Source organism: Pseudophaeobacter sp. 1A09344 (assembly GCF_041008745.1).
GTDB lineage: Bacteria > Pseudomonadota > Alphaproteobacteria > Rhodobacterales > Rhodobacteraceae > Phycobacter > Phycobacter gallaeciensis_A.
Genome location: NZ_JAXGFS010000012.1, coordinates 44307 through 68257 on the forward strand (window position 1 = coordinate 44307; position 23951 = coordinate 68257).

A 23951-nucleotide genomic window follows, 5' to 3' on the forward strand; every position below is an offset into this window, starting at 1 on the left:
TTCAAGATCGCATTGGAGAGATCGGAGCCAAGCCTCACTGCTGAGAGGCCCACTCACGTCGAGTACCTAGGCGATCGGGATCTTTGCGACCTCGGATTTGAACCATTCGCCAAAGGCAATGAGCCGCGGATCGGGGAAATCCGTATCCGGATAGACCAGCCACATCCCCCGTCCGGTGGTCAGGCGGGTCTCATTGAGGCGCACAAGATGCCCGGCAGCCACGTCGGCAGCGGTCAGGCTGACATCGGCCAGCGCAGCACCATGCCCGGCAAAGGCAAGGTCCACGACCCGCGCCCGGCTATCATAGGCAACCATGTCCTGTGGTGGCGACCCCGCATAACCCAAAAGGTTCAGCCAGGCCTGCCAATCGTCCTTGCGGCCCTCGATATAGGCCAGGGTCAGCTTGGCAATCTCATCGGCGGACAGTGGCAGACGCCGCCCCGAGACAACCGAGGGCGCCGCCACCGGCACCAGTTCATCACGGTGCAGTTCGACTGCGGTCAGCCCGGGCCACTCCCCGGTGCCATAGCGCATGCCACCATCAAGATCCGATTTACGAAAATCGGTATCCGTGGCGCTCATCTCCGGTTCGACCGTGATCTCCGGATACATGGCATGAAACCGCGACAGGCGCGGCAATACGATGCGATTGCCGTAAAAGGGCGTGACCGCCAGCCGCAATGTCCCGCTCATCGGGTTGCCCTGCAGTTCAATCGCAGCGGCCTCGATCGTGTCGAAGGCCTTGCCGATCCGGTCGGCAAACCGTTTGGCGGCGTCCGTCGGCTGAACGGCACGCCCACGCCGCCGGAACAGGCTCATGCCAAAGGCTTCTTCAAGCGATTTGACCTGATGGCTGATGGCGGCATTGGTCACGTTCAGCTCGGCCGCAGCCTCCTTGAAGCTTTCATGCCGCGCGGCAGCTTCGAAGGATCTGAGGGCATTGAGAACAGGAAGACGTCGAGGCATGGCACTATGGTCAAATTTTTCTCATCCATAGTGCTAGAATGTTTCATTTTTATCAACCGCGGGATTTTGATAGCCATGGTGCCGCAAAACTTTAAAGGCGCCCGCCCATCGGCCAAAGCCGATCAGCAGCCCCCTTGCCCCGCCGCCGCCAAGACAGCGCAGCGCGGCCTGTCATGGCAAGGGCGGCCCGGCGCGCGCAAAATGCGGCCCCGCCCTTATGGCGACCGCTATGGAACCGATTGAGGACCAAGAACTATGTGTGGATTTGTTTGTTTCTGGAATATCAGCGATGCCGGGCTGGCCGAGGAGATGATCGCGAAGATCGCCCATCGCGGCCCCGACGAGGTGCATGTCCTCCGGCATGCAGATACCCCCACCATCGAGCCCCCTGCAACTGAGACCGCCTTCACTATGGCCCATTGCCGGTTGTCTATCATCGGCCCCGAGGACGGCGCCCAGCCCATCCACCAGACAGGTGACATGCTGGTTGCCAACGGCGAGATCTACAACCACGCCGATCTGCGGGCTATCTTAGGCGATGCGGCGTTTGAGACGGCTTCTGACAGTGAAACGATCCTGCACCTGTTCCGCTCCGGGCGCTCCCGCTGGGTCACCCAGCTGGATGGCATGTTCGCCTTTGTTCTGATTACCAAAGACCGCATCATTGCCGCGCGCGATCCACTGGGTATCAAACCGCTATACATGGCGCGGCTGGGCAATGGGCTGGTCTTCGCTTCCGAGCTGAAGGCCTTTGACGGCGTCCCGGTCGAGCAGGTCGAAGCGGTCCCGCCCGGACATCTGTTCGACAGCCGCACCGGCTGGCGGCAATGGTACCGCACGCCTCAGGGCGCTGCCGCAGCGGGCCCGGATCTCGATATTGACGGCACTGCGCAGGAACTGCGTCTGGTACTGGAGGGAGCCGTTGCCAAATGGATGGTTGCGGATGTGGAGGTGGGCAGCTTCCTCTCCGGCGGATTGGACAGCTCGATCATCGCGGCGCTGGCGCAGAAGGCGCGCAAGGCGCAGGGACTGGGTCCGCTCAAAACCTTTGCCGTCGGCACCAAGGGCAGCCCCGATCTGATCGCCGCGCGCGCCGTGGCCGAACATATCGGGTCCGACCATTACGAGACGGTCTTTACCGCGCAGGACGTGGCCGAAGCCCTGCCGCATGTCCTTTATCATCTGGAATCCGCTGACGTGGATCTGGTGCGCTCGGCCCTCCCTACCCTGTTCGCAGCACGGCTGGCCCGGGCCAGGCTCAAGGCGGTACTGACCGGCGAAGGCGCCGACGAATTGTTCGCCGGCTATACCTATCACCACGATTATGTCGACGATCCCCGGGCGCTGGCAGATGAGCTGACCCGGTCCCTTGGGACCATGCACAACATCAATCTGCAACGGGTCGACCGCGTCACCATGTCCGAGAGCCTCGAGGCCCGAACTCCGTTCCTGGATCGGGAGCTGATCGATTTTGCCCAGTCCATCCCCGCAGATCTGAAGATGCGCCGCACCGATCCTGCGGCTCCGGATGCAACCGGCGCTACAACGGAAAAGTGGATCCTGCGCAAAGCCTGCGAAGACCTGCTGCCGCCGGATCTGGTCTGGCGCAAGAAGGCGCAATTCGACGAAGGCTCCGGCACCGTCGATGCACTGGAAGCGGCTCTTGCAGCGCTGATCGGCGGTCCCGTCACGCGGCAGTCAGAAGGCGCGCTGTATGAACACCTGCTGCGCGATGCCTATCGCAACCCCGAGCGGATCCTGGAGGCAGCCGGGTCCTGGGAGGCAAACCGGGTGGTCGCCTGAGGCACCGCCTGCCGGGATTCCGGCCCCGATTACGCGCGCCTTGCTGCATCATCAGCCTCAAGGCGCGCGCCATTGCATATCGGTCTGGGCCGTCTCAGGAACCGCCCGGCACCACGGTCAGGCCCAGCATGTTCCAACTCTGCATGCCACCGCGATAGTAGTAGATTTTCTCGGCAGGGAAGCCCGCCTCGATCATGCGGCGCGCGGCCGTCGGGGACTGACCGCACCATGGCCCGTTGCAGAACAGGACCACCGACGGCACCTCGCCCTCGCAGATCCAGCCATCGAAATCCACCTCGCAGCCGAATTCCCCCAGCCGGTCGGCAGCCTCGGTATAAGGCACCGACATGGCACCCGGAATTGTGCCCTGCTCGTACTGCGGGCGAACGCGCCCATCGACAAGCAACGCCTCCCCGGATTTCAGGAACTCCAGCACCTCCAGCTCGCCAATGGTCGTCACCCCGGGTGCCGGTGTCATCGGCTGGATGCAGAAATTGGGACAGGGGCGCGAGGTCTTTGTCCAAGGTTCACCCAGACGCGCGTCGGGATCCTGATTGCGCTTGATCTCAACCGCGCCGCCAGGCGTTGTCACGGTCACGCTCATCATGTCCTTGGTGATGCCGACCTTATCCGCCAGTGCAGGCGCCGCGATGGCGGCTATACAAAGGCCCAATAGCATTCCACGCATGTCTGAATCCTCCCTCATCTCGTGTGCTTATCACATTCTAAAATTCGAATAACACACAGTCGAGGCATTTTTGATGCGTTCAGATCTCTCTCACTGCCTATGCCCGACGATCCTTGCAACGGCTATGATCCTTGCAGCGGCTATATGGAAGCTCCCCCAAGCGGCCCGCAAGCTTATGAAATCAATAATTTTTGCGCGCGGCGTATTCTTATGAATCGATTTCGCCACGGGTAAATCGCATATCGAGTTCGGACTGCGCGCCGGACGCTTTGCGCTGCGATGACGTCCCGTCGCCCCCGCGCACCAGCCAGATCAGCCCGGCGACCACCAGACCCAGGTCGGTCATCCAAAGCACGGGGCCAAAGATCATTCCGACCCCGTGACTATGGTCCCAACCCACCATATGCTCGTATTCTCGCGCCCTACCTGTCGCGGGCACGCCAAGCAGAACCGACAAATAGACCGGCGGGACCACGGGCCCCACCGGTTGTTTCAGTATCGGCCGATCCTGAAGGCGCCGCTTACATCTTGCCGCCGTAGACCGGGAAGAAACTATGTTCGCCGTAGTCCTTGATCTTCTCGATGGACTTAAGTGCATCCATATCTGTGTCGGAGATTTCGAAATCCACCGCCGCGTTGTTGGCCATGTGATCCGGGTTTCCGGTCTTCGGCAAAGGCAGCAGGCCCAGCTGCAGACAATAGCGAATGCCAAGCTGCGGGATGCTGACGCCGTATTTCTCGGCCATTGCGCCGACCTCGGTATTCTTGAACAGCTCACCATGACCGACAGGCGAATAGGCCTCGACAAGGATCCCATTGCTCTTGGTATAGTCGATCAGGTCAAAGGGCGTGTTGCTGATATGGGCCAGGATCTGGTTCAGCATCGGTTTGACGGTGGCGTTCTCGATCAGGTTGTCGAGATCTTCCTTCTGGAAATTGGACACACCGATCGCGCGCAGTTTGCCTGCTTCAAGCGCCTCTTCCAGCGCTTTCCACGCGGCAAGATTGCCTTCGAAGTACCGGTCGTCGCCTGCAAAATTTTCCCACGGCTGCGGGCTGTGGATGATCATCAGATCGATATAGTCCAACCCCATCGTGGCAAGAGAGCCGTCGATGGCTGCCTTGGCCTCGTCATAGGTCTTGATGCCGGCGTCCAGCTTGGTGGTCACGAAAATCTCGTCGCGGGCCACGCCGCAGTCACGGACTCCTTCGCCAACACCGCGTTCGTTGGCATAGGCCTGCGCGGTGTCGATGTGGCGATAGCCAAGGTTCACAGCCGCCTTGACCGCATCCGCAACTACCGCGTCGTCGATCATCCAGGTGCCAAGACCAAGTTTCGGAATCTCGACGCCATTGGAAAGAGTGTCAGTTTCTTGAAGGATCATTGGGTTTTCCTTTGTCATAGTGTATCGCCAATGGCTCCCCTGCCGTCGATCGAGCGGCAGAAGTTCCAGTGCGTATCTGATGGGGTGGAACTTATGGCAGGCAGGCTCCTGCGATAATCCATGCAGAATTGAACCCACTGATGAGTTCAGATCATTAATGGCGGAACGCCAAGGCGGCGCGCACTGTGCCATGCGTCCTTGATGCCCGCGGCAACTATCGCCGATGCAGGGCGTTGGGCTGCGAGCAGGTCTAACCTGCCTGCGCGCCCCAAAGATCAGCCGTTGTAGTCTTCGTCGCTGACCTTCTCCATCCAGTCAACGGCGACCCCATCGATGCTTTCCTGGATGGCGTGGTGGCTCATGGCGGTGTCAGGCGATGCGCCGTGCCAGTGTTTTTCACCAGCCGGGAACCAGACTACATCGCCTGCGCTAACCTCTTCGACGGGGCCGCCTTCGCGCTGCACACGTCCGCGGCCAAATGTGATGATGATGGTTTGCCCTGCCGGATGAGTGTGCCACGCGGTGCGGGCGCCGGGTTCGAATGTCACATGGGCACCGCTGACCCGCCCGGGGTCTTCGGCCTGAAACACCGGGTCGATCCGGACCGAGCCGGTGAACCAGTCTTCGGGGCCCGGTCTGGACGGCGCGCTGCCGGAACGGATGATTTTCATGGTTGATCTCCTTTCATGCGCGGTCAGCCGCGCAGTTTTTCAAATCGATAGGTCAGCGCCGGACCGCCGGGCTGCACATAGGCCAGCTCGACCGTCGCCATGGCAAAGGGTTCGACAAAACGCCCATTGCGCAGCCCCCCGGTTTCAAGCGGCTCAAACCCGATGTCCCGGATCAGCGTCCCCGCGATCTCCTTTGCCTCCGCATCATCACCATAGGTAAAGACCTGCGGCGCGGGCGTTTGTCCCTTGCGGTCAAACACAGGCCGGAAACTCTCGGACGGGATGGTGTTGAAACACGACACCCAGCGGGCTTTGGGCCGGGCCTTGGCCAGCTCTTCGGCGCCCGAGGACGTTGTGCCCACCACCAGCTCTGTGTTGCTGTCATTCAGCGGCACGCAGCAATTGAGCACGACCTTTCCCGCCAGATCTCCGGCCTGCTGCAGGACATCGTCGATGCGTGACCAATGCACCGCAAGAAGCAGCACATCCGCTCCTGCGACCGCGTCGGCAACCGTGCCCGATGTTCCGCCGCAATCGCCTGCGAGACGCGCGAGCTTGGCAGTGCTGCGAGAATAGGAGAAACACACGTCATGACCACAGGCAGCCCAGAGTGCGCCAAGCTTGGCGCCCATAAGGCCGGAGCCGAGAATTCCAATCTTCATGCATCTCTCCTTCTGACTTTTGCTGCCTTTCCCGAATCTTCATACGGTCTTATTGCCCGCGATTTTCAAACACCTCTTTGGCAATGGGCATGGCCGAGAATACCTTTGGCCAGCCCGCGTAGAAGGCAAGGTGCGACAGCATGGCCCCAGCTTCCTCCTGCGAGAGACCATTGTCCATGGCGCGGTTCAGGTGAAAGGTCATCTGCTCGGGCTGACCTGCGGCGATCAAGGCGGCGACGGTCACAAGGCTGCGGTCGCGGGGGGCAAGATCCGGGCGCAGCCAGAGGTCCAGAAACAGCACCTCGCGGGTGTTGTCGACAACACCGATACTGACGTCGCTATAAAGGCCACTGACAAGCTTTTCACGGGCGGCTTCGGCCTCTTTATTGAGCGGCAACAGATCCGGGGACACGGGCGGCAAGGCATCGATCGACACGCCGCGAGCGGCAAACACAGGCGCTGCGGCCTCGGACGCTGCGGTTGCATTGCCAAAACCAGTGTAGAAGGCCAGGTGGGTGATCGTCTCGGACAACTCTGCCGGGGTCACGCCCGCGTCCAGTGCCAGCGCGACATAGCTGCCAAGATTTTCCGTTTCGTGACGTGTCACAAGCGCCGCGAATGTCAGCAGTGCACGGTCACGCATCGACAGCGCCTCATTGGTCCATTCCGAGCCGAAGATCGTATCCGTGGCATAGGCTTCCAGCGCCGGGGAGACTTGCCCCACTGCATCGGGCAGCGTGGTTTTCACATCCTGGGCAAAGGCCGGGCTGGTCATCAGCGCAAAGGCAGAGGCGGCAATAGAGGTCTTCATCGGGATCTCCTGTTGGGTTGCTTCTGCCTGATGATGTGGCCCCTTTTCCCGAAAGCTTAATGCCCGTCCTGATCACCCCACTCATGATGCCATTTCATGAATGCCTAGCCTCATACCCTTCCTTTGGTCTCAGCCGCGTTCACGCAGAGCCTCCAGCACCACGCTGAACGCCGAGGACGGGCGTTGGCGGCTGGGGTAATAAAGGTGGAAGCCCGGAAAATAGGGAGAATAATCGCCAAGGCACATCTGCAGCGCGCCACTGTCGAGCCGCGACTGGGCAAGGCGTTCCGGGATGAGGGCAAGACCATGCCCATCCGTGGCCGCCTGCATCACTGGATTGACCGTGTTGAAACAGGCCTGACCTTTGACTTTGACGTTGATCTCGTTGCCGTCCTTGTCCTCAAACTCCCAGGCATAAAGCGCGCCGTGGGTGGAAAGACGCAGGTTGATACAGCGGTGATCGGACAGGTCCTGTGGCACCTGCGGTGTGCCCATTTCCTTGAAATACTCAGGGGCACCGACACAGACCATCCGCTCATCCGGGCCGATCCGCATAGCGATCATCCCCTCGCTGACCTGATCACCATAGCGCACCCCTGCATCGCATTGTGACGCCGCCAGATCGGTATAGCCGTAGTCCATGACAAACTCGATATTCACCGAAGGATACTTCTTGAGCACCGGCGACAGCTTGGGCCACAGAATGCTTTCGATGGCGTATTCCACTGCCACGATCCGCACCGTTCCCGTTGGCTGATCCTGCGCGTCATTCAGCGCCTGCAGCCGATTTTCGATCTTCTCGAAACAGGGGTTGAGCGTGGCAAGCAGGTCCTCTCCCTCGATGGTCGGGGCAACACTGCGTGTGGTGCGCGTCAGAAGGCGCAAGCCCAGCCGCTGCTCCAGCCCCTTGATTGTATGGCTCAGCGCGGATTGCGACACGTTCAGCCGTGCCGCAGCCCGCGTGAAACTGCGCTCTTCCGCAACAGCGGCAAAGGCAATCAGGTCGTTGATGTTCTCGCGTATCATGAAAGGGGCCGGGATTTGTGTGTTGTTGCTCATGGTCGTTCTTCCACAATCTATGTCCGGCCTTCATGAAATCGATGGTTAAGTTGCGCTTCAGTCGAGGTATTCCTCCTCCGTGACCTTCTCACCCCAACTGACGGCCGAGCCATCGACCACCGCCTGAATGGCGTAATGTGTCACCGATGTGCTGTCGCTTGCGCCGTGCCAGTGTTCAACACCGGGCGGGCACCAGACCACATCACCGGCCTTGATGACCTGCTTGTCCTGACCGCGCTCCTGGGTCCAGCCGGTGCCATGGGTAACGACCAGCATCTGCCCTACCGGATGCGTATGCCAAGCAGAGCGGGCGCCGGGAAGAAACGTCACCTCGCCAGCGCTGACATTATTCATCTGGGGGCCGAATACAGGGGAGATATAGGCCGTACCGGTAAAGACCGTGCCGCTTCCAATTTGGCCGGGCCGGTCTTCGTGCCGGCTGATCTCCACGGATTGGGCAAAGGCGGTTGAGGCGGTGAGCATGAGCGCGGGGGCCGTGAGCATGAGTTTCATGGCATTTGTCCTTTTTGGTTGATCGCGTTGGATAGGACAAAAGGTAGAGAGCTCCGCCAGCCGGATCATGGGCCTGTTCTGCACAGCATTCATGACGGCTTCTCATGAATGCTGTGCAGCAGGCCGGGATTATCCAATGCGGAGAATGGAGTATCTTGGTCCTGTACCTCGTAGCCAACCGTCCAAGGAGATCCCCATGTGTGAAGCCTGCAACCAAAAGGCCGAAATCCTGACCCGCGAGGGCGAAAGCCGCCGGTCCTTCCTTGGCGGCACCGCGGCCATGGCAACCGCCCCGCTCGCCGCTGCGGCCCTGTCCAGCGAGGCCAAGGCGCAGGAGGCCGCAAGCCCGCTTGGCGCCAGCAATGTACAAAGCTGGGCCGCCTTCGACACCAGCGGATCCTTTGCACCGCACACCATCCCTCGCCGTGCAGCCGGTCCAAAGGATGTGGTGGTCGAAATCCTGTACAGCTCGATCTGCCACTCGGACATCCACACCTACAAAGGCGACTGGGGGATGCCGACCTTTCCGCTGGTCCCTGGCCATGAAATGGTGGGCCGCGTCACCGGCGTCGGCGCCGAGGTGACCAAGTTCCGCGAAGGCGACATCGCAGGTGTAGGCACCATGGTCGACAGCTGCGGCGAATGTGCGAACTGTCTCGCTGATCGGGAACAAAATTGCCTGAATGGCACCACCTTCACCTACAACTCCCCAGACAAGATCTCGGGCGGGGTCACATATGGTGGTTACTCGAAGAAGATCGTCGTGAAAGAGGACTTTGCGCTTCGCATTCCGCCGGGGGTGGATCTCGCGGGTTTTGCGCCTCTGCTGTGCGCAGGTATCACGACTTTCTCGCCGATCAACCACTGGGATTTGCAGCCCGGGCAGCGCTATGGCGTGATCGGCATGGGTGGTCTTGGCCACCTTGCGGTAAAGCTCGCCGCTGCAAAAGGTGCCGAGGTTGTCGTCTTCACCACATCCAAGGATAAGCTGGAGGACGCGAAATCCTTTGGTGCGTCCGAGGCTTATCTCTGGTCCGATGAAGACGCCATGCGCCGCCAGATGGGCAGTTTTGATCTTATGCTCTCCACGGTGCCGGTGGCCTACCCGATGCAACCATTCCTCAATATGCTCAAGCTCGACAAGACCCTGGTCAATGTTGGCGCGCTGTTCCCCATCGAAGGGGCGCATGGCATGATGATGGGGTTCGGCCGTCAAAGCCTGGCAGGTTCGATGACCGGTGGCATCGCCGAAACGCAGCGGGTCATTGATTTTGCCGCCCATCACGGCATCGCAGCGACCTATGAAATGATCACTCCGGATCAGATCGGCGCGGCTTGTGAAAAGGTCGTCAGAAAACAGGCCCGCTATCGCTATGTCATCGACATGACCAAGGCCTGATCATCATGGCCAAGGCGGGACACTCAATTACGCCTTGGTCGCATTTCAGGAAATCTGAGGAGGACAATGAACGTGAACTGGCTCAAAACTCCGGCTTTGGCACTGATGAGTGCGCTCGCGCTGTCCGCTCCCGTCGTGGCAGAAACATCTGGTACAGCGACACAGAAAGAAGGCACCATGACCAAAATCGAGTTCATATTTGGCGAAGACCGCCTCTCAGCAACGCTGGACGATACTGCTGCCGGACGGGATTTTGCGGCGATGCTGCCGCTTGAGCTGACCCTTGCGGATTACCACGGAATTGAAAAAATTTCCGACCTGCCCCGCAAACTTGACACAACAGGCGCACCGGCAAGCTATAAGCCCGAAACCGGCGACATCACGTTATATGCGCCTTGGGGCAATCTGGCGATCTTCTACAAACCGTTCCAGAACTCCCGCGGCTTGGTGCGTCTCGGGGCGTTCGATGGCGATATCGCACCTTTGGTGCGTTCCGCCCCCTACACAGTCCGCATAGAAATCGCCGACTGACACGGTTGCCGGTCAACAGGTGTCCAGCGGTCATCCAGTGGCACAGAAATGCCTCCCGACCAGCATGTCCTGCGCGGCATTTACTGTACCCCTTGTTCCTGTCCCGAGGACGCTGAACTGCAAGCGTCACCTAGTGAAACGGGGTGAGAAATCGAAGGTATAGGTACCCGGCGCCAGCGCCTTGGGCGCACGTGGGTACCGTGTTTTTTGCGCCGCCTGCAGTGCGGCATGGTCCAGCGTCGAACTGCCGGAACTGCGCACGACAGAGGCCCCGATCAGCCGTCCTTGGGTCGAAACTTTCAAGCGCACGCGGGCTTTGCCCTGATCGCCGCCACGCGGGCGCCGCATCTGGCGTTCAATCCTAGACAGGATGGCCGCGCCCCAGCGGCGTTTCAGCTTGGCATCCCGGGCAGCGTTTCCGGTGCTGGCTTCGTCGCCCCCATTGTCACCACGGGCGCTGCGCTGGCCGCTGCCTGCTGCCTGCTGGTTCACGGCCACCGAAGCCGCTGCCGGTTTTGCCTCTGCCGGAGCCTCAGCTGCTGGCGCCGGTTTGGGCGGCGGGGCTGGCGCAGGCGGTGCCGGAGCAACCGGCGGAGGCGCAGGCGGTGGGGGAGCAGGCGGCGGCGGTGGGGGTGCGGGTTTTTCGGGTACGGCCTCCGCCTGGGCCGCCGGGGCCAGCACGGCCAGAGCGGAGGTTGGAAGGTCCGGCACAGAGGACGGGCTGGCGGACGGGACGGGCTGCGGATTGGCGATCGGAGCGGGCTGCACTACGGCAGGCACCTGAGTGGTGATCTCCTGCGGGCGCTGCCATTTGGACACCTGCTGGGTCAGCTCAGCCGAGGCCGCCACCAGCGTGATCTGACCGGTGCCGCCGCTGCCCTCTGCCTCAGTGCCGCCATCCGGAAGCGCCACAAAGGGCAGCGCGTGCAAAAGCGCCGCCGAGGCAAGACATGCCGGAAAGAGCGCAAGACGGCTCATGACCCGGTTCCGGTCAATGTCACCGATGCGATGCCCGCCGCCCTGAGCCGGGCAATCAGCGCCGCAACTTCATGCGCCGGAACCTCGGCATCGGCCCGCAGGGTCAGCACCCCGATCTGCCCGGCCTGCGCCGTCACTGCAGCAATGGCGCCCTCATCCTGCGCGCCCGTGAAATGCAGTCGGCCGTCGGCGGCCATGAACAGCACGGCCTCGGGCGCCGAGGGATCTCCGCTTTCGAGTTTCGGCGGCACCACCGCAAAGGGCGCGCGCGGGGCGATTTGCGAGGACAGCAGGAAAAAGATCAGCAGCAGGAAGACCACGTTGATCATCGGCAGGATCGGTTCACCTGTCTCGCGCTTTTTCGGTGTGGAGAAATCCATGCCGCTCACTCCATGACCACAAGGCCGGTAAAGCCCGCTTCAGTCAGAAGCACCGCAGCATCCATCATCTGCTGGAGCGACGCTGATTTGTCCGGTTGCAGTATGATGGCGTCCGACATCTCCTGCGTCAGCGGGATCAGCCGCGCCGCCAAGGCATCAGCTGCGACCGGAACTCCGTTCAGATGCAGCCCGTCCGCTGTGACCAGCACCAGCCGGGGCGGCCCCTGATAGGCGGCTCCTGCCCCGCCCATAGTGAGCGGAACCACCCGGTCGCGGCCGAATTGCGAGGCCAGCATGAAGAACACCAACAGCAGGAACACCACGTCGATCATCGGCGCGAGGCTGATGCGCTTTTTCCGGCGCGGTGCTCCGAAGGCCAGTGTCATTGCGCGGCCTGACGTTGTGCCGGTCGGGCAGCGGCTGCGGTGAAGACGCGGGTGGCGGCATCCTCCATCCGGGCCTGTTCACGCTCGGCCAGTCCTTCGATCCAGGAGGCCAGCGCCGAGGCCGGGATCGCCACGGCCATGCCTGCCGCCGTGGTCAGCAGCGCCTCCCAGATGCCGCCAGCGAGCACGGAAGGATCCGCGCCGCTGCCACTTTCCTGCAGCGCCTGAAAAGCGCCGATCATGCCGAGCACGGTCCCCAAGAGGCCGACCAGCGGCGCAATCGCCGCGATCAGCTCCAGCGGGCGCAGACCATGACGCAAAGCGGCCAGCTCGGCCTTGGCGATGCGGGTGGTTTCCTTTTCTGCGGTCTCGGGGCTGAACTCGGGCGTCAGCAGGGCCACCATCGCAGACCGGGTGACCCGGTCCAGCGGCGTGCGCCCGGGTGCAATAGGCACCGCCCCTCCGGCCCGCCATTGATCCAGCCATGTTTCGGATTGCGGCCTGCGCCAGACCCCGACCTGTGCCAGCCCGATCAGGCGCCACAGAAACAGGGCGAGGGTCAGCACCGACAGCGCGCCGATGACCCAAAGGGCGGGACCGCCGCGGGCCATGAAATCGAAAAGAGGGGCAAAGGACATAGCAGCCTCCGTCAGTGGCCCGGAAGTCCCGGGTTGGTTTGCTCAGCGCCGCGGTCAAAACGCGCCGAATGGAAGTCTGCCGGACGGTCGTGACCCGGCCAGATGGTGCAGGCGCGGCCCGCCTGCGTCAACGCCGCTGCCTGCATGTGCACGCGCTCAGGCATCGACCGCCCTCCGGGCGTTGGATGCCTTCCACTCCAGCGCACCGGTGTGGACGGCCTTGTAGACGGCTTTTCCGATGGCTTCGCCGGTGGCCGTGTGCAGCCCGGCATAGGAGTTTGCCCCGGCAGGTGCAGCAACCGCAACGCAGTCGGTGCCGGTGCCGGTTGCTGTTCCGCCGCCGCCCGGCAGCTCAAACCCCGCATCCATCACGGCTGCGGTGCGGGCCTGAACTACGATGCTCAGCGCCTCAATCAGCCCGGCCTGCGTCAGCCCTTCGGAAAGGCGCAGCGCGACATTGATGGTGCCCCAGTCGCGGCGGGAGTAATCCACCCGGTTGCCGATCCGTTCACCGTTCGACAAGCCGACGGTAGCCACCGCTTGGGCCGAGATCCCCTCGACCGTGGCCAAGGCTTCGCAATAGTGCCGCACATCCCGTGAGGTGAGGAAAGCGACCGCGTCGCTGCCGCCGCGCTGCGCCAGCTCGCCTGCGAACCATTCGGTGACATCCAGATCGCGCGGCAGGTCGCTGTTCCTGACCTCGCGCCACAGGATGCGGCGAGCGGTGACAAATCCTGGCCGGTTCACCGCCCAGCTCAGCACCTGCATCTCGGCGCCGAGATCAAACTCGATCCATGGGCGCTGCAGGGTGACCGCGCCCATCACAGCACCTCCAGCGGCTGGAATATCGGGCCCTGCGCTGTGGTCTCGTGCCAGACCGAGATGCCAAAGGCGCGGGCCATCAGATCGGGCGTCAGCACCTCGGCGGGCGGGCCATCGGCCATGATACCGCCTTCGGCCAGCAGGATCAGCCGCGTGCAATGACGGGCGGCCAGTCCCAGATCGTGCAGGGACACCAGCGCCGCGCGCCCTTCGGCGGCGAGGCTGGCAAAGACCTCCATGGTGGAGATCTGATGCGAGGGATCCAGCCCGGCAGAGGGCTCATCCGCCATCAGGAGTGGCGTATCCTGGGCCAGCGCCCGGGCGATCAATGCACGGGCCTGCTCGCCGCCCGACAGGCGCGAGGCGGCCCGCTTGCGGAACGAGTCCAGTCCCATGCGAGAGATTGCCTGATCCACCAGGGCCTGATCGGCGGCTGGCAGTCGCCGCCCCTGCGGCAGATGCGGCAGACGGCCCAGCGCCACCAGTCGCTCCACCGGGATCGGCCAGGCGATCTCGCGTGATTGCGGCATCCAGGCCACCGTGTGGGCTCTTTCAGAGGCGTTCATTGTGGCCAGCGAGCTGTTGCCCGTGGCCGGGATCAGCCCCAGCGCGGCCCGCATCAGGCTGGTTTTCCCGGCGCCATTCGGACCCAGCAGGCCGACGAACTCCCCCTTGCCAATCTCAAAGGACACATCGCGCAGCACCGGACGGTCGCGCAGGGTTACAGAAAGGTTCCGGACCGAAAGCACGCTCATGCCAGCCCCTTCCGCGTCTTGTAGATCAAGTGCAGGAACAGGGGCGCGCCAACCAGCGCGGTGACCACGCCCAGCTTGAGATCGCGGGTGGGCAGGATCAGCCGCACGGCAATATCCGCCAGTTGCAGCATGATCGCGCCGCCAAGGGTCGAGGCCCAAAGCAGCCGCGAGGGCTGCCCATCGACGAACGGACGCAGAATATGCGGCACCACAAGCCCGACAAAGCCGATGGCGCCCGCAACTGCCGTGGTGCCACCGGCAATGCTGGCAGTCCCCACAACCAAAAACCAGCGCAGCTGCCTCAGGTTCACGCCCATGGTCTGGGCTGCATCCTCGCCCAGAGTCAGCGCATCCAGCCCGCGCCCCAGCGGCAGCAGGATCACCATCCCGGCCAGGACAAAGGGCAGCGCCAGCCAGACATGCTGCATCGAGCGGTCCGATAGCGACCCCATCATCCAGAAGACGATCTCATTAGCAGCAAAGGGATTGGGCGAGAGGTTCAGAACCAGCGAGGTCAGCGCCCCTGCCATTGCCGAAATGGCGATACCCGCGAGGATCAGCGTCAGTGATCCCCCATGCTGCCCGGCCAGCGCCATCACTAGAAACACACCGCCCAGAGCCCCAGCCAGCGCCGACAGCGGCAGGCCCAGCGTGGCGGTGGCAGCGAGGCCGGTGTTGATTGCCAATACCGCCCCCAGCGCCGCTGAGGAGGACACACCGATCAGCCCCGGCTCGGCCAGCGGGTTGCGCAGGTAGCCTTGCATCGCCGCGCCCGCCAGCCCCAGCCCGGCGCCGATCACGGCGGCAAGGATTGCCCGCGGCAGCCGGATTTCACGCATCACCAGACTGAGAGGTCCATAGCCATCGTCAAACAGGGCCGCCAGGCTCTCGCCCACACCGACATCTGCAGGCCCCACCGTTAGGGAGATCAGGAACAGTGCCAGCACCGCCGCCGAGAGGCACAGCATGAGCCGGGTCATTGGCGGGCCTCACGTTCCATGAAGGCGCGGCGCTCTGCCGCCAGTGTCTCTACCGCGCGCAACACATGCGGTGTCGGGCAGATCCAGTCGGCATTGCGGATTTCCCCGGCGCCGCTGCGTCCGGCCAGCATGCGCACCAGCGGATGTTTCAGAATTTCCTCACTGCGGGAATTGCGCGGATAGGCGGTTGTGCCGACCAGCAGATCCGGCTCTGACAGCACCAGCAGCTCCAGCGGCAGCTGGCCGGAATGGGAATAGCCCAGTTCATCGGCGATATTACGAAAACCTGCCGCCTCCAGGATTTGCCCGGCCAGCGTCTGGCGGCCTGCAGTATATCCGTTGGCCGCATAAAGCGCGGCGCGCGGGCGATTGTCCGGGGCATCCGCCCGCAGAAACTCCAGCTGCTGGTCAAAATCCGCCAGCAACCGGCGCGCGGCTTCCTGACGGCCCAGCGCCTCGCCCACCTCGACGATGCGGGTTCGGACATCCTCCAGCGAAAAGGCTGGCCCGAATTCCGCCACCGGCACGCCAAGGCGGCGCAGCATATCCATCGTTGCAGGCGCCGAAGATGCGCCAGCGATCACCAGATCCGGCTTCAGCAGGTAGATTTCTTCCGCCAGCCCGTGATTGACCGGATAGGCCTGCGCCTCTTCGGCCATGGCCGAGGCCCGGGGGTCCCGGGCGACGAAGGAAATCGAGATCAGTTGATCCGGCGCGGCCAGCATCATCGCCATCTGATCCACGCAGAGATTCATCGTAACAACGCGCGACGGCCCGGCAAAGGCTCCGGTGGCGGCCCAGAAAAGGGCCAGGGCTATGCCGGGCAGCCAGCGCATCGATCAGAAGGAGGCCCGGACGCCGATATAGGCGGCGCGGCCGCGTTTCGCGTAGCCCCAGACGTCCGAGTATTCCTCGTCAAACAGATTGGTGACACGTCCGGTCAGGACCACATTCGGGTTCAGCTCATACTGGGCCGAGACATCGACGGTGGTGTAATCCGGCAGCTCGGCCGTGGCATAGGTGCCAAAGAACTGGCTGTCCCAGTTGCCTGCCACATGGCGGACATCCGCAGTGATGGAGCCGCGACCATTGAAAGTGTCGAGCGTGGCGCTCAGCAGCAGTTCGTGTTCGGGGCGGCGCACCTCGACCGTACCATTGGGGTTGGTGGCATCCAGATAGGTGTAGGACAGACGGAGATCGAGGTTTTCCGTGGCCTCAAGGCTGGCCGCCAGTTCGACACCTTTGCGCTCGCTGTCTCCGGCCTGATTGCGGAAGGAGAAGGTGGTCGCATTTACCATATAGGCTTCGATCTCACCCGTCAGCGTCTCGTCGAAATAGGTTACATCAACCAGCCCGCGCCCCTGCAGGAACGGCACCTCGACGCCCAGATCAAAGCTGCGGTTTTCTTCGGGCTGCAGGTTCTGATTACCCAGATAGGTGGTGGCACCAAAGGTGCTGTTGGCAAAGAGCTCAAAATAGGTCGGGTTCACGATACCGGTGCCGGCCGAGCCATGCAGCCGTACACCGCTGCCCGCAAAGGTATAGGACGCACTGGCGTTCCAGCTGGTGGCATCTTCGAAGGCATTGTTGTTGTCGCGGCGCACGCCCAGCTGCAGATCCAGACCATTGGCAAAGCTGCCACGGTATTCCAGCGCGATCGAATTGGTCTTGCGCGCAAAGGCCGGATTGGAACGGCTGGAATCCTCTTCCCATTCCAGAATGGCGTTCAGCAGGTGATCTGTCAGCTCTACCGACTGGCCATCAAGGCCAAAGCTCAGCAGGTATTTCGCCGCTTCCGTCTTTGTCTCGGTCAGGGCGCCGCCGTTGTAGGATTGGTCAAAATCCGTACGCTCGTAAGACAGACGATGTTTCAGGCGTCCGCCCAGCGTGTCGAGCTCCGCAAAGATCTGCGCCAGCTGTTCATCGCGGTCGCTGAACTGCGTGGGATCATCCACCACATAGCTGGCCGCATCGGTCGCGGTAAAAGACGTGCTGTCGCTGTCGAAACGCTCTTCCGAGGCACGCAGGTTGAAACCCAGCTTCAGCCGCTCGGTGACAAGGTAGTCGCCTTTCACCTGCGCGGTATTGCGGCGGATGCCATCCTCTTCGCCGCCGCTGCCGGAGAAGTCGTAGCCATCGTCATTATCGTGGGCGAGGTTGAGCGAGATGCCGCCGCGCTCGGTGCGGGAGGAGACCCGCGCCGAGGCCCGGTAGCCGTCCGAGCCAACTTCGAGGCTGCCACCGTATTCGGTGCCGATGCCGCCACTCTTGGTGATGATGTTGATCACACCCGCCGAGGCGTTGGAGCCGTAGAACACCGATTGCGGACCGCGCAGCACCTCGATCCGCTCGATATTGGCGGTATCAAGGCCAGACAGGATATAGTCGCTGTCGCCGCCCGAGGCCTCGATGCCGTCGATCAGGATCAGCGTGTGGTTGGCTTCGGCGCCACGAATGCGGACCTGTGTAAAGCTGTCACCTGCACCGGTGACCATCAGACCAGGAACCGAGCGCAGCGCATCCTGAACCGTGGTGATGCCGCGCTGTTCGATCTCTTCGCTGGTCACGACCGAAACCGAGCGACCGTATTTCTGAGCCTCGACAGGGGTAAAACCACCGGAGACGATGAGTTCGCCCAGATCGATGATCTCCGCCTCCTGGGCGGTTGCCAGTGCCGGGGGGATGGCCATCAGGGTGGCGGCCAGGGACAAGCTTACCTTGTGCATCGTTTCAGTTCTCCCAGCCTGCACATTCGGTGCAGGAAAAGTGGCTGCCCATAAGCGGGCAACATGTACAAATCATCGGTCCTTGGAAGGCAGTGCTTCCACAGACAGTTCAATTGCCACCACTACGGAAGTCCGTTGTCCCCGGCGCGCCCCGCACCCGGACTGGGTGATCCTTCTGGCAGGTCTCCTGACTCGCGGGTCGCAGCTTTGCCGCGCCTTCCCACCTCCTCTTGAGGCAGTGGCATATCGCAGCATTGCTCTCCGCTCACAGTTGCGGGGGCAGTCATGGTTTTGACGTCTTGTACCGACGCCTTACCATGTTCCCTTTTACCCGGATGGTATTCCCAGCCGGACCAGAATGGCCGGACTTAGGCAAACTCGATTTGCTCTGTCAAGAAGGAGTAGACGCCGCCAAGGATGGAGTTTTCAAACAATGCACCGCGCACACCAGCAACAATCGCCTGAAATCAACTGCTAAGTGATGGTTTCAATGCTGCAAACGCAATGCTGTGCCGCATCGACCGCAACCTTTGCGCAGGCGATATTCCACGCTACGGCATGGTTCCCCGTTCCGATCTCCACCGAATCCAATGGCTGGGGTCGTGGCTGTCCCCCCTGCCCCGCATCACGGACAGATTTCCCCTGGCAATGCCCCTGCGGTGGCAACGCGCCTCTTCCGCATCCCGGCGGAGCTATGGCGTTTCCATCTTCGCCCAAGCGTTCCAGTACGAGACCGCGCATGAACGCCCAGATCTTCGCAAAGGTCTGTCGCGGGCACAGGTTCAGTCCGGTGGCCGGTTACAGGCTCCGGTTCAAACACGACGGAAAACCAGCTTGCGCGGCAGTCTATTTCATTGATGCTGCACTGACCGGCAGCTTGCTCGACGCCTTCATTTCTTTCAATGAGAGGTTGGACCGAATGCTAGTGACACCGGGTAGCCGCCTCAGAGTGCTGTCGACGAAACCACTGTAATCATCGAGATCACGGGCAACCACGATCAGCAGGAAATCATCCGCGCCGGTCGTGTTGTGGCAAGCCAGGATGTTCGGTGTCGTCTCAACGATGCGCTGAAATTCTGCCGTCGCGGCTTGATCATGCTCGGAACAGCGCAGCTGGACGAAGGCCATAACGCCGAGGCCGAGCTTTCGACGGCTCAGATTGGCTTGATAACCTTCGATGATGCCGCTTTCTTCAAGACGTTTGAGCCGCCTCCAACAGGGGGTCTCGCTCATCCCCAGATGCTCGGACAACTTGGCATTGGTCATGCGGCCATCCTCCTGCAACAGGGTCAAGATCTCGGCATTGACGGCGTCGATGTCAGGCATGGGTAGATATCTTTCAATAATGACGATTCCATAGGGAATTCCACTCCAGATTTGCGCAATATGGGGAGGATTGGCAAAGGTATTTCCCTCATCCAGACTATGATCTCGTCCAAAATACTCTTCAGCGAAAGATCCTGCCATGAAAGCCGTCCTTTTCGAAAAATTCCAAAGAGCGCCAAAGCTGGTTACCGTGGACGACCCGACGCCAGAGCCGCATGGCGTTGTCCTCAGGGTTGCGGCCACCGGCGTCTGCCGCAGCGACTGGCATGGCTGGATGGGACACGACAGCGACATCGACTTGCCGCATGTGCCTGGCCACGAGTTAGCTGGCGTCGTCGAAGCCGTTGGGAATGACGTCACAAAATGGAAGGTCGGCGACAAGGTCACCGTGCCATTCATCTGCGGGTGCGGCAGCTGTTCCGAATGCCATTCCGGCAACCAGCAGGTCTGCCTGCAGCAGGAACAGCCGGGTTTTACCCACTGGGGATCCTTTGCGGAATACGTAGGCATTCATCAGGCCGATCTGAACCTTGTCGCCCTGCCCGAGACCATGAATTTTGCCACTGCCGCGAGCCTTGGTTGCCGCTTTGCAACCTCATTTCGGGCGGTGGTAGATCAAGGGAAGGTCAGCGCAGGACAATGGGTGGCTGTGCATGGTTGCGGCGGCGTAGGCCTGTCCGCCGTGATGATCGCCTCGGCTTGTGGGGCCAACGTGATCGGCGTGGACCTTGATCCAGCTAAGTTGACGCTGGCGAAGGAGCTTGGCGCCGTGACGGTGCTAAACGGTAGGGAGGCCGACGTGCCGGAGGCCATTCGGGAGATCACCCGCGGAGGAGCCCACGTCTCTCTCGACGCACTTGGTCACCCGTCAACTATGACCAATTCAATCCTCTGCCTGCGGCCGCGGGGCAAGCATGTGCAGGTGGGTCTGATGCTGGGTGAGCACGCGGCACCGGCCGTTCCAATGCCAAAGATCGTCGGGCAGGAAATCGAATTGCTTGGTTCACACGGGATGCAGGCACATCGCTACGGCGCGATGCTTGACCTCGTCGCCAGCGGCAAGCTGGATCCGGCACGACTGGTCGGAAAGCAGATCAGCCTTGCCGATGCCCCTCAGGCCTTGATGGAGATGGATAAATTTCGCTCCGTGGGTGCAACTGTCATAACCCGCTTTTGAGCCATGGAGAAAATCGCATTCATCGGAAATGACACCTTAGCCTGCGTTATCGCCGACGATCAAAGGCGATATGCCAACGGAAAAACCGCCCGGCGCGGGACGCAGCCCAACATGACGCTTCATGCGGCTGAAAAAGTAATGACTGACGACCAAGGCGGCACGATGATGCCCCGTGCGATCACAGCATGCCATAGTCGGACCGTCGAACTGGGAAAGGGCGAATAATGTTTGAGCAGGTGGAAGAATACCCTGTAGATCCAATCATGATCGGGGCAGAGTATTTCGCTCAGGACCCGCGGCAGGACAAGCTGAACTTGACGGTTGGCATCTATCAGGACGCGCAGGGACAGACCCCGGTCTTGAAGGCCGTCAAACAGGCAGAACAGCGGCTGGTCGAAAGCCAGACCAGCAAGTCCTACCTCGCGCTCACGGGCGATGCGGAGTATTGCGCGGTGCTCGGCCACGAGATCATGGGCGACGCCTACAGCAGCGACTGGATCGCGGCGCAAACCTCCGGCGGTGCGGTTGCCCTGCGGGTGATCGCAGATCTTCTGGCTCAAATGCCCAAAAAACCCACGGTCTGGCTGCAATCTCCGACCTACGGCAACTATGTCCCGATTCTCTCCGCGGCGCAGGCGAACTTCCGATCCCTGCACTATTACGATTCGATCCGCAGCGAGCTCACTTTTGACGAAATGCTCGACGGGCTCAGGGCCGCCAGCCCCGGCGATGTCTTCCTGATGCAAGGCGCCTGTCACAACCCGACCGGAGCGGATATGACATCAGAGCAAATCGCAGCTCTGCTCGACATCCTGGAAGAGCGCGGCATTGTGCCGTGGATCGACCTCGCCTACCTCGGGTTCGCCCGCAGTTTCGATGCAGACTGCGACCTCGCTCGACAAATTGCGAAACGGTTTCCCGAGTGCATTGTCTGCATCACTCTGTCCAAGTCCTTTGGCCTTTATCGTGATCGCGCCGGGGCACTTTTTGCCAAAACACGCACCCCAGATCGCAATCGCGTTAAACGGGCGGTCACCGCAATCGTCCGCTCGGGGGCATCACACGCGCCCGACCATGGCTGCTCTGTTGTTCGCACCATCCTGCAAGACCCCAAGCTCAAGGCGCTCTGGCAGGATGAACTCGAACAGATGCGGGATCGTGTGGCACAGATGCGTGAGACGATCGTCAAAGCGGAACAAGATACCTATGGCACAGGAACCCTCGCGTTTCTCGGTCGGCAGAAGGGGATGTTCTCTTTGTTGCCGCTGACCAAATCCCAGGAAGTCGCGCTAACCCGCGACCATGGCATCCACGTCGTACAAGGCGGGCGCATCAATGTGGCACGGCTACGTGAACAGGACGTCCTGTGGCTGGTCCGTGCGGTCCAAGATGTCATGGCTGACTGAAACTCACCAGGAATCGTGTCGATTGCACCACGCCATCTTGGTCTGACGGTCACGCTGTATCTTCCTAGTGTTTCTGCTCGGACGCTTGCCGCGTCAATGACAGGGACTATCGAAAGCGTGAACAGGACGGGCGCCAAACGGCGCCCGTCCAAAAGCAAGTTATGTTGTTCGGTTATCCCCAGAGGGTGAAGGTATCCCCGCTCAGGTCCCACTCTCCGGGCGACACCAGCACATCTTCCAGCAGGACGCTGCTTTCGTGGCTGGTACCCGCTTCTGCGGTAAGCAGTGTATCTGCTCCGCTCTGCGTGACGCTGACAGACAGGTCGCCAAGGCCCCATCCCTTGATTTCAAGCGTATCGCCGACCTCAAAATCGGTGACGACATCCGAACCGAAGTCGAATGTATCAACCCCGTTGCTGTAGAGATCGAACTGGAAATGATCGGCGCCGGATCCGCCGGTGATCACGTCGTTGCCATCGTCACCGAAAAGCAGATCCGAGCCGCCTCCGCCAATCAGGCTGTCATCGCCCAATCCGCCGAACAGGAGATCTCCAGATTCGCCCGCAACCAGCGTGTCATTGCCAGCATTGCCATAGAGCTGATCAACACCACCGTCGCTGCCGACAAGATAGTCATCGGTTGCAACACTATAGCTGTCCCCGACGATGGAGAAGCTACCGTCGAACGTCCCGTCCTGCGGAAGAAACGAGCTGTGCAGGTGATAGTTCTGCAGCGTTACCGTGCTCTCATAGGAGGTGCCCGCCCCAAGGGTCAGGATCGTGTCGTTGCCCACATGCTCAAGCGAGATCGTCACGGCAGCATCCGGACCAAAGCTGTTCAGCTGCAGCACATCGCCGTCATTGAACCCCTCGATCACATCCTGGCCGGAGCTGGTGCCTTCGCCGTTTGCGTCCGCAGGCACCACGTCAATGTAGTAGGTATCGGCCCCCTCGCCGCCACGCAGCGTGTCATTGCCCCATTCACCGAAGAGCAGATCCGCGCCGCTTCCGCCAATCAGGCTGTCATCGCCCAATCCGCCGAACAGGAGATCCCCAGATTCGCCCGCAACCAGCGTGTCATTGCCAGCATGGCCATAGAGCTGATCAACACCACCATCGCTGCCGACAATATAGTCATCGGTTGCAACACTATAGCTGTCCCCGACGATGGAGAAGCTCCCGTCGAACGTCCCGTCCTGCGGCAGAAACGAGCTGTGCAGGTGATAGTTCTGCAGCGTCACCGTGCTCTCATAGGAGGTGCCCGCCCCAAGGGTCAGGATCGTGTCGTTGCCCACATGCTCAAGCGAGATCGTCACGGCAGCACCCGGACCAAAGCTGTTCAACTCCAGCACATCGCCGTCAGAGAAATCCGTAATGACTTCGGCGCCAAACCCGTCGTAGTCCATACCGTTCCAGAGAAGATCCGCCTGGAAGGTGTCATTCCCGGCTCCGCCCGTCAGCGTGTCGTTTCCTCCGGCGCCGTTAAGGGTATCGTCAAACAATGACCCTTGGACTAGGTTGTCACCTTCGTCTCCAAACGCTGTGCCGCCAGCAGAAGGTGCGTTTACGGTGTTGGGTGATGTCATTAGTATCTCCAGAATTTAGCATTTTGCAATCCAGGGTTGAACAACCCAAATATTAACAAATAGTTAAATCCCAAGCGCGTGCGTTAATATTTTCCGTTAGCGCTGCGCTCGATGCGACTAATTAAATGTAAAGTAAGGTTATCTTTGCATTAGGAATGCTCTGGTCAAGACGCGCATTGCGACAGTGTGCAACGCGTTCATTCATGTTGATCGCACAGTCGTTTTGTCTTTCCGCACTTGGTCAATGCAGCGGGATAAGTCAAAGCACTGCGCTTCGGGCTGTCATGATCCCACATTGCAATGA

The 23951-nt window shown here is 61.3% G+C and carries 27 protein-coding genes and 1 riboswitch; of the genes, 6 read left to right on the forward strand and 21 right to left on the reverse strand.

Annotation, left to right across the window (positions count from 1 at the left end; translation table 11 throughout):
• Window positions 1-66: 66 nt before the first annotated feature.
• The gene (locus SM765_RS18470) at window positions 67-966 is read right to left on the reverse strand and encodes a LysR substrate-binding domain-containing protein (RefSeq protein ID WP_065271025.1); all 900 of its coding nucleotides are present in this window, start codon (window positions 964-966) and stop codon (window positions 67-69) included.
• A gap of 6 nt (window positions 967-972) precedes the next feature.
• Here SM765_RS18470 and SM765_RS18475 point away from each other — a divergent pair, with 6 nt between their 5' ends.
• Window positions 973-1209 carry a hypothetical protein gene (locus tag SM765_RS18475; RefSeq protein ID WP_274838356.1) on the forward strand — a complete coding sequence of 79 codons (237 nt, stop codon included), beginning with the start codon at window positions 973-975 and terminating at the stop codon, window positions 1207-1209.
• Window positions 1210-1221: 12 nt separating this feature from the next.
• Complete coding sequence (asnB, locus tag SM765_RS18480) at window positions 1222-2769, forward strand: asparagine synthase (glutamine-hydrolyzing) (protein ID WP_274835787.1); 1548 nt, start codon at window positions 1222-1224, stop codon at window positions 2767-2769.
• Between the two features lie 94 nt (window positions 2770-2863).
• On the opposite strand, the gene SM765_RS18485 is transcribed toward asnB, so the two are convergent.
• The 8 genes from SM765_RS18485 to SM765_RS18520 all read right to left on the reverse strand — a co-directional run bounded on the left by SM765_RS18485 (window position 2864) and on the right by SM765_RS18520 (window position 8558).
• Window positions 2864-3457 (reverse strand): rhodanese-like domain-containing protein, encoded by a 594-nt coding sequence (locus SM765_RS18485; RefSeq protein ID WP_342455902.1) that lies wholly within the window; start codon window positions 3455-3457, stop codon window positions 2864-2866.
• 208 nt (window positions 3458-3665) lie between these two features.
• Window positions 3666-3827 (reverse strand): hypothetical protein, encoded by a 162-nt coding sequence (locus SM765_RS18490; RefSeq protein ID WP_274835467.1) that lies wholly within the window; start codon window positions 3825-3827, stop codon window positions 3666-3668.
• A 151-nt stretch (window positions 3828-3978) separates the two neighbouring features.
• Entirely contained in the window at window positions 3979-4842 is an 864-nt protein-coding gene (locus tag SM765_RS18495) for an aldo/keto reductase (protein WP_274838358.1), read from the reverse strand.
• Between the two features lie 275 nt (window positions 4843-5117).
• Window positions 5118-5513, reverse strand: coding sequence for a (R)-mandelonitrile lyase (locus SM765_RS18500; protein WP_065271027.1), 396 nt, complete (start codon window positions 5511-5513; stop codon window positions 5118-5120).
• Between the two features lie 23 nt (window positions 5514-5536).
• Window positions 5537-6175, reverse strand: coding sequence for an NADPH-dependent F420 reductase (locus SM765_RS18505; protein WP_274838359.1), 639 nt, complete (start codon window positions 6173-6175; stop codon window positions 5537-5539).
• Between the two features lie 49 nt (window positions 6176-6224).
• Entirely contained in the window at window positions 6225-6986 is a 762-nt protein-coding gene (locus SM765_RS18510) for a carboxymuconolactone decarboxylase family protein (RefSeq protein ID WP_274832348.1), read from the reverse strand.
• Between the two features lie 129 nt (window positions 6987-7115).
• Window positions 7116-8045 carry a LysR family transcriptional regulator gene (locus SM765_RS18515; protein ID WP_274828183.1) on the reverse strand — a complete coding sequence of 310 codons (930 nt, stop codon included), beginning with the start codon at window positions 8043-8045 and terminating at the stop codon, window positions 7116-7118.
• Between the two features lie 57 nt (window positions 8046-8102).
• Window positions 8103-8558 carry a (R)-mandelonitrile lyase gene (locus tag SM765_RS18520; protein WP_274838360.1) on the reverse strand — a complete coding sequence of 152 codons (456 nt, stop codon included), beginning with the start codon at window positions 8556-8558 and terminating at the stop codon, window positions 8103-8105.
• Between the two features lie 196 nt (window positions 8559-8754).
• On the opposite strand from SM765_RS18520, the gene SM765_RS18525 reads away from it, so the two are divergent.
• Both SM765_RS18525 and SM765_RS18530 read left to right on the forward strand, forming a co-directional pair.
• Window positions 8755-9957 (forward strand): NAD(P)-dependent alcohol dehydrogenase, encoded by a 1203-nt coding sequence (locus SM765_RS18525; RefSeq protein WP_274838361.1) that lies wholly within the window; start codon window positions 8755-8757, stop codon window positions 9955-9957.
• A 72-nt stretch (window positions 9958-10029) separates the two neighbouring features.
• On the forward strand, window positions 10030-10488 hold the full coding sequence (locus tag SM765_RS18530) for a cyclophilin-like fold protein (protein ID WP_274838362.1): 459 nt from the start codon (window positions 10030-10032) through the stop codon (window positions 10486-10488).
• Between the two features lie 126 nt (window positions 10489-10614).
• Here SM765_RS18530 and SM765_RS18535 read toward each other — a convergent pair whose 3' ends face one another.
• From SM765_RS18535 to SM765_RS18585, 11 genes are all read right to left on the reverse strand, one after another.
• The gene (locus SM765_RS18535) at window positions 10615-11466 is read right to left on the reverse strand and encodes an energy transducer TonB family protein (RefSeq protein WP_274838363.1); all 852 of its coding nucleotides are present in this window, start codon (window positions 11464-11466) and stop codon (window positions 10615-10617) included.
• Window positions 11463-11846 carry a biopolymer transporter ExbD gene (locus SM765_RS18540; protein WP_274835777.1) on the reverse strand — a complete coding sequence of 128 codons (384 nt, stop codon included), beginning with the start codon at window positions 11844-11846 and terminating at the stop codon, window positions 11463-11465. Before SM765_RS18540 ends, SM765_RS18535 begins: the two co-directional genes overlap by 4 nt.
• A 5-nt stretch (window positions 11847-11851) precedes the next feature.
• The gene (locus tag SM765_RS18545; protein ID WP_274835776.1) at window positions 11852-12232 is read right to left on the reverse strand and encodes an ExbD/TolR family protein; all 381 of its coding nucleotides are present in this window, start codon (window positions 12230-12232) and stop codon (window positions 11852-11854) included.
• A complete protein-coding gene (locus SM765_RS18550) occupies window positions 12229-12870 on the reverse strand; it encodes a MotA/TolQ/ExbB proton channel family protein (RefSeq protein ID WP_274835775.1) in 642 nt (213 codons plus the stop codon). The genes SM765_RS18545 and SM765_RS18550 overlap by 4 nt, the downstream gene beginning before the upstream one ends.
• 11 nt (window positions 12871-12881) lie before the next feature.
• Entirely contained in the window at window positions 12882-13034 is a 153-nt protein-coding gene (locus tag SM765_RS18555; RefSeq protein WP_274835774.1) for a hypothetical protein, read from the reverse strand.
• Window positions 13027-13692, reverse strand: coding sequence for an adenosylcobinamide amidohydrolase (locus SM765_RS18560; RefSeq protein ID WP_274835773.1), 666 nt, complete (start codon window positions 13690-13692; stop codon window positions 13027-13029). The genes SM765_RS18555 and SM765_RS18560 overlap by 8 nt, the downstream gene beginning before the upstream one ends.
• Complete coding sequence (locus SM765_RS18565; RefSeq protein WP_274835772.1) at window positions 13692-14447, reverse strand: ABC transporter ATP-binding protein; 756 nt, start codon at window positions 14445-14447, stop codon at window positions 13692-13694. The genes SM765_RS18560 and SM765_RS18565 overlap by 1 nt, the downstream gene beginning before the upstream one ends.
• Entirely contained in the window at window positions 14444-15427 is a 984-nt protein-coding gene (locus SM765_RS18570) for a FecCD family ABC transporter permease (protein WP_274835771.1), read from the reverse strand. Before SM765_RS18570 ends, SM765_RS18565 begins: the two co-directional genes overlap by 4 nt.
• The gene (locus tag SM765_RS18575; RefSeq protein WP_274835770.1) at window positions 15424-16263 is read right to left on the reverse strand and encodes an ABC transporter substrate-binding protein; all 840 of its coding nucleotides are present in this window, start codon (window positions 16261-16263) and stop codon (window positions 15424-15426) included. The genes SM765_RS18570 and SM765_RS18575 overlap by 4 nt, the downstream gene beginning before the upstream one ends.
• A gap of 3 nt (window positions 16264-16266) precedes the next feature.
• Entirely contained in the window at window positions 16267-18153 is a 1887-nt protein-coding gene (locus tag SM765_RS18580) for a TonB-dependent receptor plug domain-containing protein (protein WP_274838364.1), read from the reverse strand.
• A 160-nt stretch (window positions 18154-18313) separates the two neighbouring features.
• Window positions 18314-18526, reverse strand: a riboswitch (cobalamin riboswitch).
• Window positions 18527-18999: 473 nt separating this feature from the next.
• Window positions 19000-19620, reverse strand: a complete 621-nt coding sequence (locus SM765_RS18585) for an Lrp/AsnC family transcriptional regulator (protein ID WP_237028425.1) — start codon at window positions 19618-19620, stop codon at window positions 19000-19002.
• Here SM765_RS18585 and SM765_RS18590 point away from each other — a divergent pair.
• Entirely contained in the window at window positions 19619-20656 is a 1038-nt protein-coding gene (locus tag SM765_RS18590) for a zinc-dependent alcohol dehydrogenase family protein (RefSeq protein ID WP_274838365.1), read from the forward strand. The two genes, SM765_RS18585 and SM765_RS18590, sit on opposite strands and share 2 nt — an antisense overlap.
• A 224-nt stretch (window positions 20657-20880) precedes the next feature.
• Window positions 20881-22062, forward strand: coding sequence for an aromatic amino acid transaminase (locus SM765_RS18595; RefSeq protein WP_274838367.1), 1182 nt, complete (start codon window positions 20881-20883; stop codon window positions 22060-22062).
• Window positions 22063-22234: 172 nt separating this feature from the next.
• Here SM765_RS18595 and SM765_RS18600 read toward each other — a convergent pair whose 3' ends face one another.
• Window positions 22235-23647, reverse strand: coding sequence for a calcium-binding protein (locus tag SM765_RS18600; protein ID WP_368981690.1), 1413 nt, complete (start codon window positions 23645-23647; stop codon window positions 22235-22237).
• Window positions 23648-23951: the final 304 nt, after the last annotated feature.